Raw genomic sequence first — 16,611 nt, forward strand, 5'->3', positions numbered from 1 at the left:
ACAAGGGCTGAGGCACAAAAGATTGCGGCTGCCCTAGGGAGATACACTCATGCAAGATTTCCGCGAAAACCCAAACGAAAACTTCCGCCAAGCTTATGCTTCCACCACAGTGGAAAACGAGCTATTCGATGACAATGAAATGGAAGTGGATCTGGCCAGCCCGTGGCAGCGGATGGGCGCCAGAATTATGGACGGTCTCCCCTTTGCCGGTATCGGTATTTTGGCAGCCATTTTAGTAGCCTTCACGGGCGGGAGTGATGGTAAGGCAGCGATGGCTGTAATTATTTTGGCTGTTGTGGCAGCTATCGGCTTGTTGATTTACAACCTAGTCATCATGGCACGCGACGGCCAAAGTATCGGCAAAAAAATCGTAGGTATCCGTGTGATTACCGAAGACGGTGATAACCCAGGTTTTGTTAAATACTGCTTGGTGCGCGAGATTGGCTATAACTTCATTTTTACCCTAATTGGAATAGTTAATGAAAACTTGGGCGATGCACTGGCAACCATTGCCGGCATTATCTGTGTTGTGATGCTCTTCATGGAAAGCCGCAACCGCCAAACCCTGCAGGATTTGCTGGCGAAGACTTTGGTTATCAAAAACTAAACTTTCTGCCGTTCTTCCAATAAAGGCTACCTGAAAAGGCATCTGTCCGCTTTCAGGTAGTCTTTATAGTGGATTAACAAAAATCAGGACAAGGCGGCGAGCCGCAGACAGTACAAATATAGTACGGCAAGGCGAGCCAACGCTGTACTGGTTTAAATTTCATTCACTATAGTATGTGGGTGGGTGGGCGGGTATGAAGCCCACGTCTGCAGGTTTCAGGTAGCCATCAACATTTGGGAGGGCTAGGAATAGTGGTATGCCAAGGCAATACTATGTGTTGGCAAAATCCACTGCCGAATCTATAACGTCGTCCTGCCTCCGAGTGGCTGCCCAGAGATCTGATACGGGATATCGGGCATAAATGCCAGCTCTACGGGCTGTTTGGAAAAGTGGTAGGTTGGATGCTGATGACATCTTGCACAAAGGCAGCTTAAAAAAACGCATGAGCAACGAAAGCCACTTTTCGCAGGCTGCGGAAGCGGAAAAGTCTACCTGAAATTTTCAGGTAGCCTTTGTGTTTGGGTGGCCTATCCTCATTCGGCAACGGCTTCGTGCCTGCCGAAGGCCTGCCGCAGTTTGTTCCAAATTAGGGCGAGGAGGAAGAGGGCAGCTTGCAGGATGACGATGCTGGGGCCGGTGGCGGAGTTGAGGTGGTAGCTGAGCAGGGTGCCGGCGAGGCTGGTGAACACGGAGGCGGCGACCACGATAATCATCATGCGCTCGAAGCGCTTGGTGAGCAGGAAGGCGGTGATGCCGGGGGAAATGAGCATGGCCACCACCAGCACCACGCCGGCCACCTGCATGGCGGTGATGATGGTCAGCGCGAGCAGGGTGAGCAGGCTGTAGTGCAGGAACTGCGGGGAGAGGCCGGCGATGCGCGCTTGGGCGGGGTCGAAGCAGTAGAGCATGAAGTCGCGCCGTTTGAGCAGCACGGCCACGGCCACGGCGGCGCAGATGGCGAAGGTTTGCAGCAGCTCTTCGTGGCTCACGCCCAGCACGTTGCCGAACAGGATGTGGGTGAGGTGTTGGTCGGTTTCCACTTTGGTAAACAACACGAGGCCGAGCGCGAACATGCCGGAGAACACGATGCCCATCACGGTGTCTTCTTTGAGGCGGCTGTTGTTTTTCAGGTAGCCCACGCCCACGGAGCAGAGCAGGCCGGAAGCGAATGCGCCGATTTGCAGCGGAATGCCGAACACAAAGGCTAGCACGATGCCGGGCAGCACCGCGTGCGATACCGCGTCGCCCATCAGCGACCAGCCTTTGAGCACCAGATAGCAGGAGAGCAGCCCGCAGGTAACGGACACAATCAGCGCGGTGAGCAGGGCATTCTGCATGAAAGGGAAGGCGAGCGGCTCGGCAAACCAGTTGATCAGCTCAGACATGGCCGGCCTCCGTTTCTTCCGCCTGCGGTGCGGTGCCGAATTTTTGCCGCAACAGGCCATATTTGGGCGCAAACACGAAGGCGAGCAGGAACAGCAGGCTTTGCAGGCTAACAATCACGCCGCCGGTGGCGCCGTCGAGGAAAAAGCTGATATAGGCGCCCAAGGCGCAGGTGAGAATACCGAGCGCTACGGCAATCAGCACCAGCTTGCCGAAACGGTCGGTGAGCAGATAGGCGGTAGCGCCGGGGGTAACCACCATGGCGATCACCAAAATCGCGCCCACGGTTTGCAGCGCGGCCACCACGCAGGCGCTGAGCAGGCAGAAAAACAAAATTTTATAGCGCAACGGCGAGAGGCCGACGGCCACGGCCTGGGTTTCGTCAAAAAACACCAAGAGCAGGTTTTTCCAAGTGAGCAGCATAAACAGCAGGCACACGCCGATGATGATGGCTACCTGAAAAATATCTTCGTCGGCAATGCCCAAAATATTGCCCAACACGATTTCCTGCACGTTGACTGCAGTCGGGTTCACCGACACGATAAACAGGCCGATGGCAAAGAAGGTGGTGAAGATAAAGCCGATTACCGCATCTTCTTTCAGCTGCGTGATGGCGCGTATCCATAAAATCGACAGTGCCGCCAAAATGCCGGATACAAACGCACCGGCGGAATAGGGCAGGCCGAGCGCATAGGTAACCGCCACGCCGGGTACCACCGAGTGCGACAGCGCGTCGCCAATCAGCGACCAGCCTTTGAGCATCAAATAAGATGACAAAAACGCGCACATGCCGCCCACCGCCGCGCTCAGCACGATGGCTTTCACCATGTATTCGTAGGCAAACGGCTCCAGCAGCATGTCTAGCATGAGCCGCTCCCTTCGCTGCCGTTTTCCTGCTCTGCACAGCTGCCTTGGGCATCGCTGCAGCAGGGTACGGCGGGCGGATCGTGTTTGGCTTGGCCGTAGAACACGGCGGGGCGTTCGTCGTCGGTGAGCACGGTGAGCACGCGGCGGTCTTCATCGTCGTGCAAATCGCTGCCGGAGAGGCGGAAATGGCGCAGCACGCCGCCGAAGGCCAATTCGAGGTTGTGCTGGTTGAAAGTGTGTTCGGTGCGGCCGGCGGCCAGCACGGTACGGTTGATCATCACCACTTGGTCGCAAAAATCGGGCACCATGCCGAGGTTGTGGGTGGACACCAAAATCAGGTGCCCTTGCGCGCGCAGTTGGCCGAGCAAATCCACAATCGCATCTTCGGTTTTCACATCCACACCGGTAAACGGCTCATCCAGCAAGATAATCTTGCTCTGCTGCGCCAGCGCGCGCGCCAGGAATACGCGTTTTTTCTGCCCGCCGGAGAGCTCGCCGATTTGCCGCTGCGCCAAATGGGCGATGCCTACCCGTTCCATGGCTTCCTGCACTTTGCGTTTGTCTTCCGCTTTGGGCAGGCGCAGGAAATTCAGGTAGCCGTAGCGCCCCTGCATCACCACGTCGTACACCGACACGGGAAACTGCCAATCCACTTCCTCGCTCTGCGGCACATAGGCCACCAGATTGCGCTTGAGCGCCTGCGGCACGGGCAGGCCGCACAGGCGGATGTTGCCCGATTTCGGCTTAATCTGCCCCATCAGGCTTTTAAACAGGGTGGATTTGCCGCTGCCGTTTACGCCCACCAGCGCGCAGGTGGTGCCGCCTTGCAGCGTGAAGCTCACGTCGCGGATGGCCGTGTGGCCGTTGCTGTAACGAACCGTTACCGATTCAACGCTGATGGAGGCGGCTTGTTCAGACATTATTTTCCAAATCCTCTAACAATGGTGGAAACCGTGGTGTTGAGCAGGTCGAGATAAGTGGGCACCGGGCCGTTTTTGGCGGAAAGCGAATCAACATACAATACGCCGCCGTATTTGGCGCCGGTTTCGCGCGATACTTGCTGCATCGGGCGCGGCGATACGGTGCTCTCGCTGAACACCACCGGAATATGGTTTTGCCGCACGGTGTTGATTACGCGGCGCACCTGTTGCGGTGTGCCTTGCTGCTCGGCATTAATCGGCCACAGATACACTTCTTTAAAGCCGTAGTCGCGTGCCAGATAGCTGAACGCGCCTTCGCTGGTCACCAAGAAACGCTGGTTTTGCGGCACCCGCGCCAGTTTTTCGCGCAAGGGGCGGTCTAAATTGCGGATGCGTTGGGCATAGGCGGCAGCATTACGGGTGTAGACGGCTGCGTTTTGCGGGTCGTACTTAATCAGCGCATTTTTGATGTTTTCCACATAGATTAAAGCATTGCGGGTAGACATCCAAGCGTGCGGATTGGGCTGGCCGCGATAGGGGCCTTCATGAATCGACATCGGGGTGATGCCTTGGGTTACCACCACTGCCGGTTTGTTGCGCACGTTTTGGAAGAAACGTTCAAACCAGCGTTCTAGGTTCAGCCCGTTCCACAGCACCAAATCGGCAGATTGCGCTTTGGCAATGTCTTGCGGCGTAGGCTGGTAATCGTGGATTTCCGCGCCCGGTTTGGTAATCGATTCCACCACGGCGGCATCGCCCGCCACGTTTTGGGCGATATCCTGAATTACGGTGAAAGTAGTTACTACTTTGAATTTGGCATAGGCCGGCGCGGCCAGGCCTAGGGCGGCCAGCAGGCAGAATGCGGATAATAATTTACGCATTGTTTTCTCCTAATTTAATTTGGTTGAATGGGCGGCAAAGCGAAGCAGTTGCCTATTTATATACTAGCCTAAATAGAAATTACTATCAATTATTTTATAGTAGCTTTTATATCACCACAGAAAAATCAGCAGAAACAATAAGCTTATATCGCATACGGGATTATTTTATGCGTATTTTGCCTTGCTATGCCAGCAATCATTGCTATAGGCAATAGCCTCTTTGACAATTTAAATCAGGCAAAACCGATTAGGTTGGCAGGCGGGAGCGGGTGTTTATACCTTGCATTTTGTTATCTTGTGTTAATTTATGCTGAATAGGCTACCTGGAGATTGAACAATAGGTCTTGACTTGGTGGAACATCGTTTCAGGTAGCCTTTGTAGCAGCAACAGAGGCTACCTGAAACTGAAGAAGTGGGCAAAAATAACTACTCCTACCCAGTTTCAGGTAGCCTTGACCTTCAGCCGGATTGATCCGTTTTGCCCGAACGTTTGCGGCGGTGGAAGCGCCACAGCTGGCGCACGGCGTGGACGGTGGTGGAAAGCCCGCCGGCCAGTAGCAGAAATATCAGCGGCACCACCAACAGATAGGGCGCAAACCACAGCAGCAGCGCCAGCGCCAGCATACTAATGCCCAGGCTCAGATAGGATTTGGCTTCGTTTTCATCCACCGTGCGCGTGCCGTAGAAGTTGCCGCGAAACATGCTGGAAAGCTGCAGCAGCTGGCGGGCGGCGGCTTGGGCGCGCTGGCGGCGGTGCCGCTTGGAGAGCATTTGGTGGCGTCGGCGTAGGGCGGCACGGCGTTCGCTGCTGTTGAGCACGATTTCGGTGGCATTGGCAAGGTCTTGCAGAAACATCTGCTCCAGCTGGTGCACCACCACCGCATCTTCGATCACCACGTCTAATTCGCGGTTGAGATACCAGCTGGAGAAATTGAGATTGGTTGAGCCCACGCGTGCCCATTGGCCGTCGGCAATGGCACTTTTGGCGTGAATCATCGGCCCGTCCCATTCAAATACGCGCACACCGGCTTCCAACAGGCTGCGGTAGCGGGTACGCGACACGCGGCCTATCCAGCGGATATCGGAAGTGCGCGGTACGAGGATGCGCACATCCACGCCGTCGTTGGCAGCGTTGATAAGGGCCTGGGTGTAGAGGCGGGTGGGCATGAAATAGGCGTCGGTGAGCCACAGGTTGCGCCGCGCCAGCGCCAGCGCGTTCAAATCCAGCCGCATCATATTGTTGTTGCTGGGCGTGGTGGCCACCACGCCGGCGCGCACCGTGCCGGCAGCCGTGCCGTCATAAGGGGTGATGTTTCCAGGTAGCCTTTCGCCTTGCGAGCGCAGCGTGTCGGATAAAGCCTGCACCACTTCGGCCACCACCGGCCCCTGCAGTTTCAGCCCGGTATCGCGCCACGGCGCTACGCCTGTGGCCGGATTGCCTTCCCAGGCGGAAGACACACACAATCCGCTCACGAAGGCGGTGTGGCCGTCTATCACGAAGGATTTGCGGTGGTTGCGCGAGAGCAGGCCGATACCGCTGGCAAAACCGGGCGGGTTGTAGGCCACCACTTGCGCACCGGCCTGCTTGAGCGGCTCAAAAAAGCGGCACACCGACGGCCACAGGCTGCCGATCCAATCGTACACCAGCACCACGCTCACGCCCTGGCGGCATTTTTCCACCAGCAAATCGCGCAGCCGCACGCCGAAATCGTTGGCGGCAAAAATATACATTTCAATCAGCACATAATGCTCGGCAGCAGCCACCGCTTCCAGCCAGGCGGGAAAGTTTTCGCGGCTGTCTTGCAAGAGCTGCACGCTGTTGCCGCCGTGCATTTCGCTGCTGCTGGAACGCGCATGCAGCTGATCGAGCAGCGGCTGCGGGTGGTCGAGGAGGAGGGTGCGGTTGGGCATGATGTGTTTTCGTGTGGGTTTGGTTGGGTTGAGGTTTCAGGTAGCCTGTTGCGCTGGATTGGATTGCTATTCAGTGATCCAACTCTTGAGCCAGCACGTCGGCAAGGCTGCTGCCAACAGGAACGCCCAGGTCATCCGAGCCTGAGTCTTTCATCACAATTAAAGGGCCGGATTGCCCAAAGTCGTAACAATAGAACACGCCGCCGCCATCGAATGCAATCGGCAGCAAATTGGGCGCGTAATACCAGAACTGATAGCCAAAATAATAAGATACAGTTTCTGCCGGTGAGAAGTAGCCAAAATCCTGCCCATTGCCCGTGATGCCGCCGTGCACAGAATATTGCCAAAGCTGCATCAGTTCGTTGGGGATATAAAAGTGGGCTGGCAGGCAATATCTGGTGGCACTGAGCTGTACTGAGTAAGGTTCGAGATAGTTTAATGCGTTGGCGCGTTCGGCTTCGGGCAAAGGGGTGCGGAATGCGGTAATGTCGTCCGGCGTGGCAGGAGGGTGTTGGTCGTAAAATTTAAATGCTTGATACCACATTGCTTTATTCTTTCAATCAAATGCTTTTCGCAAAGCTGTCAGGCATTGCACGTAGCCTTGAGCTTAGGCAAATCAAACTGGTGCAGCGGAAACACAATCCACCTGCTATGGCTTTTCAGGTAGCCTGCAGCCTTTAAGTTTGCCGATGAATAATGCGGCGAATCAGCAGGCGGTTGGGGGCGAGGGCGGCGGCCACTTCTGGTTCGGCGGGCAGCGGCTGCCCCAATAGCTGAGCAGCTACCAGTTCGCCGCACAGCGGGGCGGTGGCGAGGCCGCGGCTGCCGTGCCCGCTGTTCACAAACAGGCCGAGCAGGTGGGGGCAGGGCAGGTCGGGCAGGCGGTAGTTTTTATCATGGGCGAGTTTGGCGTATTGCACACGCATCGCCGCCCAGTCGCCCAATGCACCAACGGCGGGCAGGTGGTCGTAGCAGTCTGCGCGCACGGCGGCATGGCCGGACTGGTAGGCAGGCAGGGCGGCGGCGAGTTCGGGCGAGAGTTGCGCCAGTTTGGCGTGGTTGCCGTCGTCTTCAGCGGTACGCAACTCGCTGCTTTGCTCATTGGGCACGAAGCTGGCACCGAAACAGTGCTGATGACGATACTCCGGCGAAATATAAGCATCGGCACTTAGGGCGCAGCGCAGCCTGCGGCTGAGGGACGAGGCCTCAGCCAGGCTGGTTTGGCCGCGGATGAATTGCAGCGGCAGGGCTTCGGGCAGGATGTCGGCCAATTGCTCGGCACCGCAGCAGAACACGATGTGGCTACCTGAAAAAGTTTGCATGCCTTGCGGCGTATCCACGTCAAGCTGCCATTCGCTGCCGTGGCGTTGCAGATTGGTGAGTCGATGCTGCGTGAGCACGCGGATGCAGGGTGAATCGAGCAGGGCGGCGGCGAAGGAGGGCGGGTTGAGCCACGCCCCCTGCGGCCAAAACAGGCCGCCCTGCCCGCCCAGAGGGATGCTGGAGAGTGCTTCGGCCTCGGCGGGGCGGACGGCGTAATAAAGATGGCGGTTGGCGCGTTGCCCGGCCAGCTCGCGGTTGCGGCGGGTTTCGCTCTGGTTGTGGTTGAGGTGCAGCACGCCGCAGGCTTGCCAATCCGGGCTGTCAGGCAGAAGGTGTTCGAGCAGGCGGCGGCTGTAGCCGTAGCTGCCGAGCAGGAGGCGGGTTTGCAGGGTGGGGTGGGCGGAGATTTTGGCGTAGAGCAGGCCTTGCCGGTTGCCGGAGGCGGCGCGGGCGGGCTGGTCGTTTTGCTCGAGTATCAGGCTGCTGATGCCGCGTCGGGCGAGGGCATGGGCGGTGGCCGCGCCGGCAATGCCGCCGCCGATAATCAGCACGCGTTCTACGGGGATGGGCGGCGGGGCGATTTGCCAGGGTTTGCCCGAGCCCGGCCATTGCGGCACGGGCGGGCTGTTTTGCCAAACTGTTTCGCCGAAGCCGTATTGTGCCAACTCGGCGGCTGCGGCGGCGGGCAGCAGATAAATATCGCGTTGCAGCGGGTTGGTATCGGCGGGGATAAAGTTGGCGGCGGAGGCGGCGCAACTTTTCAGGTAGCCTTTATCGGGCTCATGGAGGCTACCTGAAAAATCGTCGCTGAGAAAAATGCAGGCGGCGCGGGGATGCCGGGAGACGGCGGCGGCAAGCTCTTGTTCGGCGGGGATGCCTTGCCAGATGAGGGCGGGGGTAGTCATGGCGTTTGCCGGCTGGTGCGGGCGGGAATGGGAGACGGGAGGCAGTATAGACAGAAGCAGCTGGCGGCGGCAACTTTGGCTTGGCATGTTTCGACGACATCAGGCAAAAGGCTACCTGAAAGCCTAACTGCAACAAAATTCAAACCGCTGCCGGTTTTCAGGTAGCCTTTTACAAACTAAACTTCGCCGAATGCTTGAAATGCGCTTGGCTGCCCCCAATTTGCCGGGCAATGAGGCTTTAGCCATCCTATTCAACTGAAAACAATAACCGAGAAGATAATGACCCAATCCCAGCATAACCCCGCTGAAATCCGCACCCTGCCGATGTTGCCGCTGCGCGACGTGGTGGTGTATCCGCATATGGTGCTGCCGCTGTTTGTCGGCCGCCCCAAATCCATTGCCGCGCTGGATGCCGCCATCGAGCAAGACGGGCCGGTGTTCCTTTTGGCGCAGAAAAATCCGGCCAACGAAGACCCCGGCACAGACGATTTGCACACCATCGGCACGCTGGCCAATATCCTGCAAGTGCTGAAATTGCCCGACGGCACGGTGAAAGTGCTGGTGGAAGGTATGCAGCGCGCCCGCGCATTGGCCGTGAACGACGGTGGCGATTATTTCCAAGCCGAAATTGAAGTGCTGGCTGCCGAAGAAAATACCGACGGCCACGACTACGAAGCTCTGCGCCGCACGCTTTTGGCGCAGTTTGACCAGTTCATCAAACTCAACAAGAAAATCCCCGGCGAAGTGGCCGGCACCATTCACGGCATCACCGACCACGGCCGCCTGGTGGACACCATTGCCGCCCACTTGCAGCTTAAGCTGGAACAGCGGCAGGAGATTTTGGAAATCACCGACGTGGCCGAGCGCATGGAACACCTGCTTGGCCAGCTGGAAGCCGAGCTGGATATTTTGCAGGTGGAAAAACGCATCCGCGGCCGGGTGAAACGGCAGATGGAAAAATCCCAGCGCGACTATTATCTAAACGAGCAGGTAAAAGCGATTCAGAAAGAGCTGGGCGAAGGTGACGAGCGCGAAGAGCTCGACCAACTCGAACAGCAGGTGCGCGAAGCCGGCATGAGCAAAGAAGCAGAAGAAAAAGCGCTGGGCGAAATGAAAAAGCTGCGCATGATGCCGCCGATGTCGGCCGAGTCTTCCGTGGTGCGCAACTACATCGAAACGCTGGTAGACATTCCGTGGAAGAAGAAAAGCAAGGTCAGCAAAGATATTGTGCAGGCCGATTTGGTACTCAATGCCGACCACTATGGCTTGGAAAAGGTGAAAGAGCGCATTTTGGAATACTTGGCGGTGCAAAAACGCATGAACAAGCTCAAAGGTCCGATTCTGTGTCTGGTGGGCCCGCCCGGCGTGGGCAAAACCTCGCTCGGCCAATCTATTGCCAAAGCCACCGGCCGTAAATATGTGCGCATGGCTTTGGGCGGCATCCATGACGAGAGCGAAATCCGCGGCCACCGCCGTACCTACATCGGCTCGATGCCGGGCAAAATCATCCAAAATATGATTAAAGCTGGCGTGAACAACCCGCTGTTTCTGCTGGACGAAATCGACAAACTCGGCCGCGATTTCCGTGGCGATCCGGCCAGCGCGCTGTTGGAAGTGCTCGATCCGGAGCAAAACCACTCCTTTGCCGACCACTATGTGGAAGTGGATTTCGACCTGAGCAACGTGATGTTCCTTGCCACTTCCAACAGCATGGACATCCCGCCCGCGCTGCTCGACCGCATGGAAATTATCCGGCTCTCCGGCTACACCGAAGACGAAAAAGTAAATATTGCCATGCAATATCTCGTGCCCAAGCAAATTGAGCGCAACGGGGTGAAAAAAGGCGAAATCGATATTCAAGAAAGCGCAGTACGCGACATCATCCGCTACTACACCCGCGAAGCCGGCGTACGCTCGCTCGACCGCGAAATCGCCAAAATTTGCCGTAAGGTGGTGATGAAGCAGGTATTGGAGCAAGATAAAAAAGCCGGCGCCAAACGCGCTGCTGCACCGCAAATCGTGGTGGTGGATGCCGCCAACCTACACGACTACCTCGGTGTGCGCCGTTTCGATTACGGCGTGGCCGAAAATGAAAACCGTGTCGGCCAAGTTACCGGCCTGGCGTGGACGGAAGTCGGCGGCGAGCTGCTCACCATTGAAGCCGTTGCGCTCAAAGGCAAAGGTAATATTTTGCGCACCGGTAAGCTGGGTGATGTGATGCAGGAATCGATTTCTGCCGCCTGGAGCGTGGTGCGCTCGCGTGCCGAAGTATTAGGCATTGCACCGGATTTCTACGAGAAAACCGATATCCATGTGCACGTTCCGGAAGGTGCTACGCCTAAAGACGGCCCCAGCGCCGGTATCGGCATGACGCTGGCCATTGTGTCTTCGCTCACCGGTATTCCCGTGCGTGCCGACGTGGCCATGACCGGCGAAATCACCCTGCGTGGCGAAGTGTTGCCCATCGGCGGTTTGAAGGAAAAACTGCTGGCTGCCCTGCGTGGCGGCATCAAGCATGTGCTGATTCCGCAGGAAAACGTGAAAGATTTGGAAGAAATTCCGCAAAACGTGAAAGAAGGGCTGGAAATCCACCCGGTGCGCTGGATTGACGAAGTGCTCTCCTTCGGCCTGGAATATCAGCCGCAACCTTGGCAGGACGTGCCCGCAGCTAAGCCGAAAACCCCGGCAAAATCCGGCGGCCGCGCCACCAAGCATTAAGTCGAAAAGCGGCAGGCTGTGTTGTGTGAAAGGCGCAAACCTGCCGCTTTGGCTGAAAATAGCTGCTTTCCAGCCGTTTATTTGCTTGACCGATGATTTTGAACTTGCTATAAAGCAGCCTGTTGCAGACAAACGCATTGGTGCCGACCACACTCGGCCGATTCTTCATTACTCCTCAACTAGAAAGGGACTTAACGTGAACAAGTCTGAATTGATTGAAGCGATTGCTAAGGAAGCTGACATTTCCAAGGCTGCTGCCGGCAAGGCACTGGATGGTTTTACCAAGGCTGTTACCACCGCTCTGAAAAAAGGCGACACCGTAACTCTGGTTGGCTTCGGCACTTTCTACGTGGGCGAACGCGCCGAACGCAAAGGCCGCAACCCGCAAACCGGTAAAGAACTGATTATTCCGGCTGCCAAATCTCCGAAATTCCGTGCAGGTAAAGCGTTGAAAGACGCGCTGTAAACCGCACCTTCTTGCATAAATGGAAAAAGACAGGTTTCCCCGCCTGTCTTTTTTCTTGCCTATGTTTTCAGGTAGCCTCTTATGCTTGGCAGTGCAGCAGAGGATTCTGGCATTAAATAAACTGTTGGCAGTTATATCGCGGATTAAATTTGCTTTCGATACAAGGCAGCGAACCACAGATGATATTCACAGTACAGTAAAGTCAGCCAAGGCTATCGAGAAAGTTAAGTTAATTCGCTATAGCCCGCCACCCGCAGAACCGTTACAATACCATATTTAATTTTCACCACATTTTCTTTTTATTTTTATGTTTGCCATCGTCGAAAAACACCGCCGCCTGTCTCAAGTGCTCCTAGGGCTGATTACTGTTACCTTTGTGGGATTCGGTGCCCAAACCCTCACTTCGGGTATGCACAGCAGCTATATCAGCAAAATCGGCAATACGCACATCACTGCCGAGCAAGTGCAGGAACTGCTGAGGGAAGCGCCGCGGCATAGCGACCAACCCATCAGTAAAGACGACGTTTACCAATCGCTGGTGCAGCAAGCCTATTTCGATCAGGGTGCGGCAGAGCTGGGCGTTGGCGAGCTTTCTATTGAACAAATCAAGGGCGTGATTACGCGCGATCCTTCATTCCAAGTCAACGGCCAATTCAGCTCCGAGCAGTTTCAAGCCTATCTGCGCCAAAGAGGGATTACCGAAGAGCGGCTGATTGAGGAAATGCGCAGCCAGTATCGCCGCCAAACCCTTATCAGCCTGTTGAGCAATGGCAATATCGTTAGCGACAGCCAAGCTAACCAAATCCTTGCCCTTACCGGCAGCGAGCGCGAGCTGCGTACCGTGCCTTTCAATGCAGCCGATTTCGCCAGCAAAGTGCAGCCCACCGATGCCGCCCTGCGCAGCTATTTTGAAGCCAACAAAGCCAAATATGCCTTGCCTTTGGCCGTGAAGCTTGAGTTTGTTGATTTGAACGTAGAAGAGCTGGCCAAACAGCAAACCGTTAGTGCGCAGGAGTTGCAAGAGGCCTACCGCAATCTGCCCACCGCCGCCAGCGAAGCCAAGCCGCCGTTTGAGAGCGTGAAAGCCCAGCTGGAAGAGAGCGTGCGCCAGCGTAAAGCCGCCCAAGCCTTAGGTAATGCACGTGAACAGTTGGCACAACTGGCCTTCGACCACCCGGACAGCCTGCAAAAAGTGGCACAGGAAATGAAGCTGCCGCTGCAAAAACATGAAGAATGGCTCAGCCAGCCCGAAGCTGCCGCCGCCAAGCTGCCGCAAGCCGTGCAGGAAGCCATGTTCAGCGCCGAGGTGATCGAGCGCCGCCACAATTCTGAAGTATTGGATATGGGCAACGGCGTATTGCGTGTGTTGCGTGCCACCGATGTGAGCAAAGCCCGCAATCAAAGCTTTGAAGAAGCCAAGGAAGCGGTGCGTAAGGATTATGTGGCCGTAGAGAGCGCCAAGCTGGCACAAGCCGCCGCCGCCCAAGCCCTGAGCAATCTGCAAGCCGGTAAGGCAGTGGATAACCTGCAATGGAGCAACCCGGAAAAAGCTGGTGCCGCCCAGCTGCAACAAGCCGTTGGTCTGCAAAATTTTGCCGCCATCGTGAAAGCCCATCCGCAAAACGGCAAACCCGGCTACGCAGTGATTACCCTGCCCAACGGCAATGCCGCCTTGGTGGAGGTGCGCGCCATCAGCCTGCCGGAAAACAGTAAACAGCAGTTGCCGGAGCTGCGCCAACAAATTGCCGGGCGCAATACTGAAGCATTCTACCGCCAATATTTGCAAGTGCTGCAACGCAAATACCCGATACAGCATGGCTCGCAGAAATTGGATCGGGATGAAAACTGATTGATTTTGCTGCTTGGAAAGGCTACCTGAAAGTTTCAGGTAGCCTTTTGCTATTTCTACTTGGCTTCGGTTGAGTGATAGTAGGGAGGGCGGCTTGGATGTTTTAATAATGTTAGGAAATCTTGGTTTGTTAGGTTGCTGTACCCGATCCAGCTTCTTGTGCCAATAGAGTAGAAAAAACAGATGCCTTGCATAGACACGAGAAAGGCTACCTGAAAGTTTCAGGTAGCCTTTCTATTGCTGCAATTATGCTTGAAGCAAGCCGCCCACCCAACCTAACCCGCGGCCAGATTGCGCAGTTCGCGCACCGCATCGGCAATTTCACCCGCCGTCAGGCCAATGGGGCCGATGCCGCGGGCGGCGAGCAGCTCTGCCGCCGTGCCGTGCATCCACACTGCCGCGCAGGCCGCATCTTGCATGGGCAGATGTTGCGCCAGCAGGGCAGCCAGCAGGCCGCTTAACACGTCGCCGCTGCCGGCGGTGGCCAAGCCGGGGTTGCCGCTGTCGTTTTCATACACAATCCGCCCGTCTGGCGTACACACCAAGGTTTTCGCACCTTTGAGCACCACATAGCTGCCGTAGCGCTCGGCAATATTGGAGGCCGCCAAATAGCGGTTGCCCTGTACCTCTTCCACCGAAATATCCAGCAGGCGTGCCGCTTCCAGCGGATGAGGCGTGAGCACCACATTATTGGGCAAAAACATGGTTTCCACTGCCAGCAGGTTCAGCGCATCGGCATCCAGCAGCAGCGGTGCATCGGTATGGATGGCCGCCGCCGTGGTCTGCTCCAACAGCTGGCGCGAGGCATCACTCATGCCTAAGCCGCAGCCAATAGCGTAAACGCTGATGTCGCGCCGCTGCACCAGCTGCGCGGCGGTGGTGATCATGATTTCCGGATAATTAGGCAGATACGGTATCGGCAGGCTGTTTTGCGCAAAACCGAGCCACACTTTGCCCGCCCCACCTTTTAAGGCCGCGCTGGCTGCCAGCACGCCGGAACCGGCCATGCCGGCCGCGCTGCCCAGCACGGCCACCGTGCCGAACGTACCTTTATGGCTGTCTTCCGCGCGCGGCTTGACCAAAAGGGGAAAACGGAAACGGGCAGTATGCTGCCACTGCGCCAACTGCCGGGATAAATCTGCCATATCAAACCTCGTGTTATTCAATTAGACGGATGCCAAGCAAACGGCATACCGAGCGCGCGGCTGCCGTCAGGAATATTGAGCTAGGGCAAACACGGTGCAGGCCGCCATTGACCCGGCGCCAAATCCAGTTGCCACAAATCCAGCCGACCGATGCCCACGCGCACCAGCCGCAGGCAGGGGTAGCCCGCCTTGGCCGTCATGCGGCGCACTTGGCGGTTTTTGCCTTCGCTGATGCGGATTTCCAGCCAAAAGTCAGGCACGCTCTTGCGCACCCGAATCGGCGGCACGCGCGGCCACAGGCGGTCGGTTTCCGATTTTTCAGGTAGCCTGATCTGCGCCGGGCGGGTAACGAAATCGCCCAAATCCACACCACGCCGCAACAAATCCAGTTTTGCTTCGTCCGGGCTGCCTTCGAGCTGCGCCCAATAGGTTTTCACCGTTTTATAGCGCGGATCGGTAATTTTGGCTTGCAGGCGGCCGTCGGCCGTGAGCAGCAGCAGGCCTTCGCTGTCGGTGTCCAGCCGCCCGGCGGGATAAACATCGGGCAACCCGATAAACTCTTTCAGCGAGCGGTGTTTCTCGTGCGGGCTGAATTGGCAGATAACCCCATAGGGCTTGTTGAAAATGATTAAATCAGACATGGTGTGCGGGCCGGCTGGGGTTTCAGGTAGCCTTTTAGGCCAGAATGGCTAGATTATATAGCCGGAATCAAAGCTATTCCAGCCGCCTACGCCCGTATTCCCAAGCAGCGCAAGCCATCCGGCGGTATAATCGCCTTCGGCTGAACTGAGGCTACCTGAAAACGCAAGCTGCAACAAAATTGGAGCGTAGCGAAGCTTCGGCTAAGCCAAAGCCTAATCCCCATCTACATAGCGAGAATACCATGTCCCCAGCCCCCATCCGCACCGGCCGCGCCGCCGACCAACTGCGCCCCGTCAGCATCACCCCCCACTTCCTGCCGCATGCCGACGGCTCCGCCCTGATTGCCTGCGGCAACACCAAAGTGATTTGCACCGCCAGCATCGACGAATCCGTTCCGCCCTTTCTGCGCGGCAAAAACCAAGGCTGGGTAACCGCCGAATACGGCATGCTCCCCGCCTCCACCGCCAGCCGCATGCGCCGCGAAGCCGCCCAAGGCAAGCAATCCGGCCGCACCCAGGAAATCCAACGCCTGATCGGCCGCTCCCTGCGTGCCGCCGTAGATTTGAGTCGGCTGGGCGAACGCCAAATCCTGATCGACTGCGACGTGATCCAAGCCGACGGCGGTACCCGCACCGCCAGCATCACCGGCGCATACGTTGCCCTGCACCTGGCCATCGGCAAGCTCTTGGCCGCAGGCAAACTCGCGCACAACCCGATCCGCGAAGCCGTGGCCGCCGTGTCGCTCGGCATCGTCGGCGGCGTGTCCCTGCTTGATTTGGACTACCCCGAAGACTCCGGCTGCGACAGCGACATCAACCTCGTGATGACCGCCTCCGGCAACATCATCGAAATCCAAGGCACCGCCGAAGGCGCCGCCTTCAGCCCCGCCGCACTCACCCAACTGCTCACGCTCGGCCAACAAGGCATCGCCGAACTGCTGCAACACCAGCAGGCCGCCATCGCCGCTGCCCGAAAACCGGTTTAGCAGTACAAT

General features: G+C 57.0%; 14 protein-coding genes. 5 read left to right on the forward strand and 9 right to left on the reverse strand.

Annotation, left to right across the window (positions count from 1 at the left end):
* The first annotated feature begins 49 nt into the window (after positions 1-49).
* Positions 50-607 carry an RDD family protein gene (locus tag A7Q00_RS08510; protein WP_064090123.1) on the forward strand — a complete coding sequence of 186 codons (558 nt, stop codon included), beginning with the start codon at positions 50-52 and terminating at the stop codon, positions 605-607.
* Positions 608-1,140: 533 nt separating this feature from the next.
* On the opposite strand, the gene A7Q00_RS08515 is transcribed toward A7Q00_RS08510, so the two are convergent.
* From A7Q00_RS08515 to mnmC1, 7 genes are all read right to left on the reverse strand, one after another.
* Entirely contained in the window at positions 1,141-1,992 is an 852-nt protein-coding gene (locus A7Q00_RS08515; RefSeq protein ID WP_064090124.1) for a metal ABC transporter permease, read from the reverse strand.
* The gene (locus A7Q00_RS08520; RefSeq protein WP_064090125.1) at positions 1,985-2,857 is read right to left on the reverse strand and encodes a metal ABC transporter permease; all 873 of its coding nucleotides are present in this window, start codon (positions 2,855-2,857) and stop codon (positions 1,985-1,987) included. The genes A7Q00_RS08515 and A7Q00_RS08520 overlap by 8 nt, the downstream gene beginning before the upstream one ends.
* Positions 2,851-3,777 (reverse strand): ATP-binding cassette domain-containing protein, encoded by a 927-nt coding sequence (locus tag A7Q00_RS08525; protein ID WP_064090126.1) that lies wholly within the window; start codon positions 3,775-3,777, stop codon positions 2,851-2,853. The genes A7Q00_RS08520 and A7Q00_RS08525 overlap by 7 nt, the downstream gene beginning before the upstream one ends.
* Complete coding sequence (locus A7Q00_RS08530) at positions 3,777-4,658, reverse strand: metal ABC transporter substrate-binding protein (RefSeq protein ID WP_064090127.1); 882 nt, start codon at positions 4,656-4,658, stop codon at positions 3,777-3,779. The genes A7Q00_RS08525 and A7Q00_RS08530 overlap by 1 nt, the downstream gene beginning before the upstream one ends.
* Before the next feature lie 459 nt (positions 4,659-5,117).
* Complete coding sequence (locus tag A7Q00_RS08535; protein WP_049258500.1) at positions 5,118-6,569, reverse strand: phospholipase D-like domain-containing protein; 1,452 nt, start codon at positions 6,567-6,569, stop codon at positions 5,118-5,120.
* 70 nt (positions 6,570-6,639) lie between these two features.
* Positions 6,640-7,113 carry an SMI1/KNR4 family protein gene (locus tag A7Q00_RS08540; RefSeq protein WP_049258502.1) on the reverse strand — a complete coding sequence of 158 codons (474 nt, stop codon included), beginning with the start codon at positions 7,111-7,113 and terminating at the stop codon, positions 6,640-6,642.
* A 133-nt stretch (positions 7,114-7,246) separates the two neighbouring features.
* A complete protein-coding gene (gene mnmC1, locus A7Q00_RS08545) occupies positions 7,247-8,797 on the reverse strand; it encodes an FAD-dependent 5-carboxymethylaminomethyl-2-thiouridine(34) oxidoreductase MnmC1 (protein WP_064090128.1) in 1,551 nt (516 codons plus the stop codon).
* Positions 8,798-9,076: 279 nt separating this feature from the next.
* Between mnmC1 and lon the strand changes: the two genes are divergently transcribed.
* The 3 genes from lon (at position 9,077) to A7Q00_RS08560 (ending at position 13,830) form a co-directional block, all read left to right on the forward strand.
* Entirely contained in the window at positions 9,077-11,515 is a 2,439-nt protein-coding gene (gene lon / locus A7Q00_RS08550; RefSeq protein WP_064090129.1) for an endopeptidase La, read from the forward strand.
* A gap of 160 nt (positions 11,516-11,675) precedes the next feature.
* A complete protein-coding gene (locus tag A7Q00_RS08555) occupies positions 11,676-11,981 on the forward strand; it encodes an HU family DNA-binding protein (RefSeq protein ID WP_161802039.1) in 306 nt (101 codons plus the stop codon).
* Between the two features lie 307 nt (positions 11,982-12,288).
* The gene (locus tag A7Q00_RS08560) at positions 12,289-13,830 is read left to right on the forward strand and encodes a peptidylprolyl isomerase (protein ID WP_064090130.1); all 1,542 of its coding nucleotides are present in this window, start codon (positions 12,289-12,291) and stop codon (positions 13,828-13,830) included.
* A gap of 275 nt (positions 13,831-14,105) precedes the next feature.
* Here the strand turns inward: A7Q00_RS08560 and A7Q00_RS08565 are convergent, their stop codons facing one another.
* Entirely contained in the window at positions 14,106-14,975 is an 870-nt protein-coding gene (locus A7Q00_RS08565; protein ID WP_064090131.1) for an NAD(P)H-hydrate dehydratase, read from the reverse strand.
* Between the two features lie 80 nt (positions 14,976-15,055).
* Positions 15,056-15,616, reverse strand: a complete 561-nt coding sequence (locus tag A7Q00_RS08570) for a pseudouridine synthase (RefSeq protein WP_064090132.1) — start codon at positions 15,614-15,616, stop codon at positions 15,056-15,058.
* Positions 15,617-15,858: 242 nt separating this feature from the next.
* Here A7Q00_RS08570 and rph point away from each other — a divergent pair, with 242 nt between their 5' ends.
* Complete coding sequence (rph, locus tag A7Q00_RS08575) at positions 15,859-16,602, forward strand: ribonuclease PH (RefSeq protein ID WP_064090133.1); 744 nt, start codon at positions 15,859-15,861, stop codon at positions 16,600-16,602.
* The last annotated feature ends 9 nt before the right edge of the window (positions 16,603-16,611 follow it).

The organism is Eikenella halliae, assembly GCF_001648475.1.
Taxonomy (GTDB): domain Bacteria; phylum Pseudomonadota; class Gammaproteobacteria; order Burkholderiales; family Neisseriaceae; genus Eikenella; species Eikenella halliae.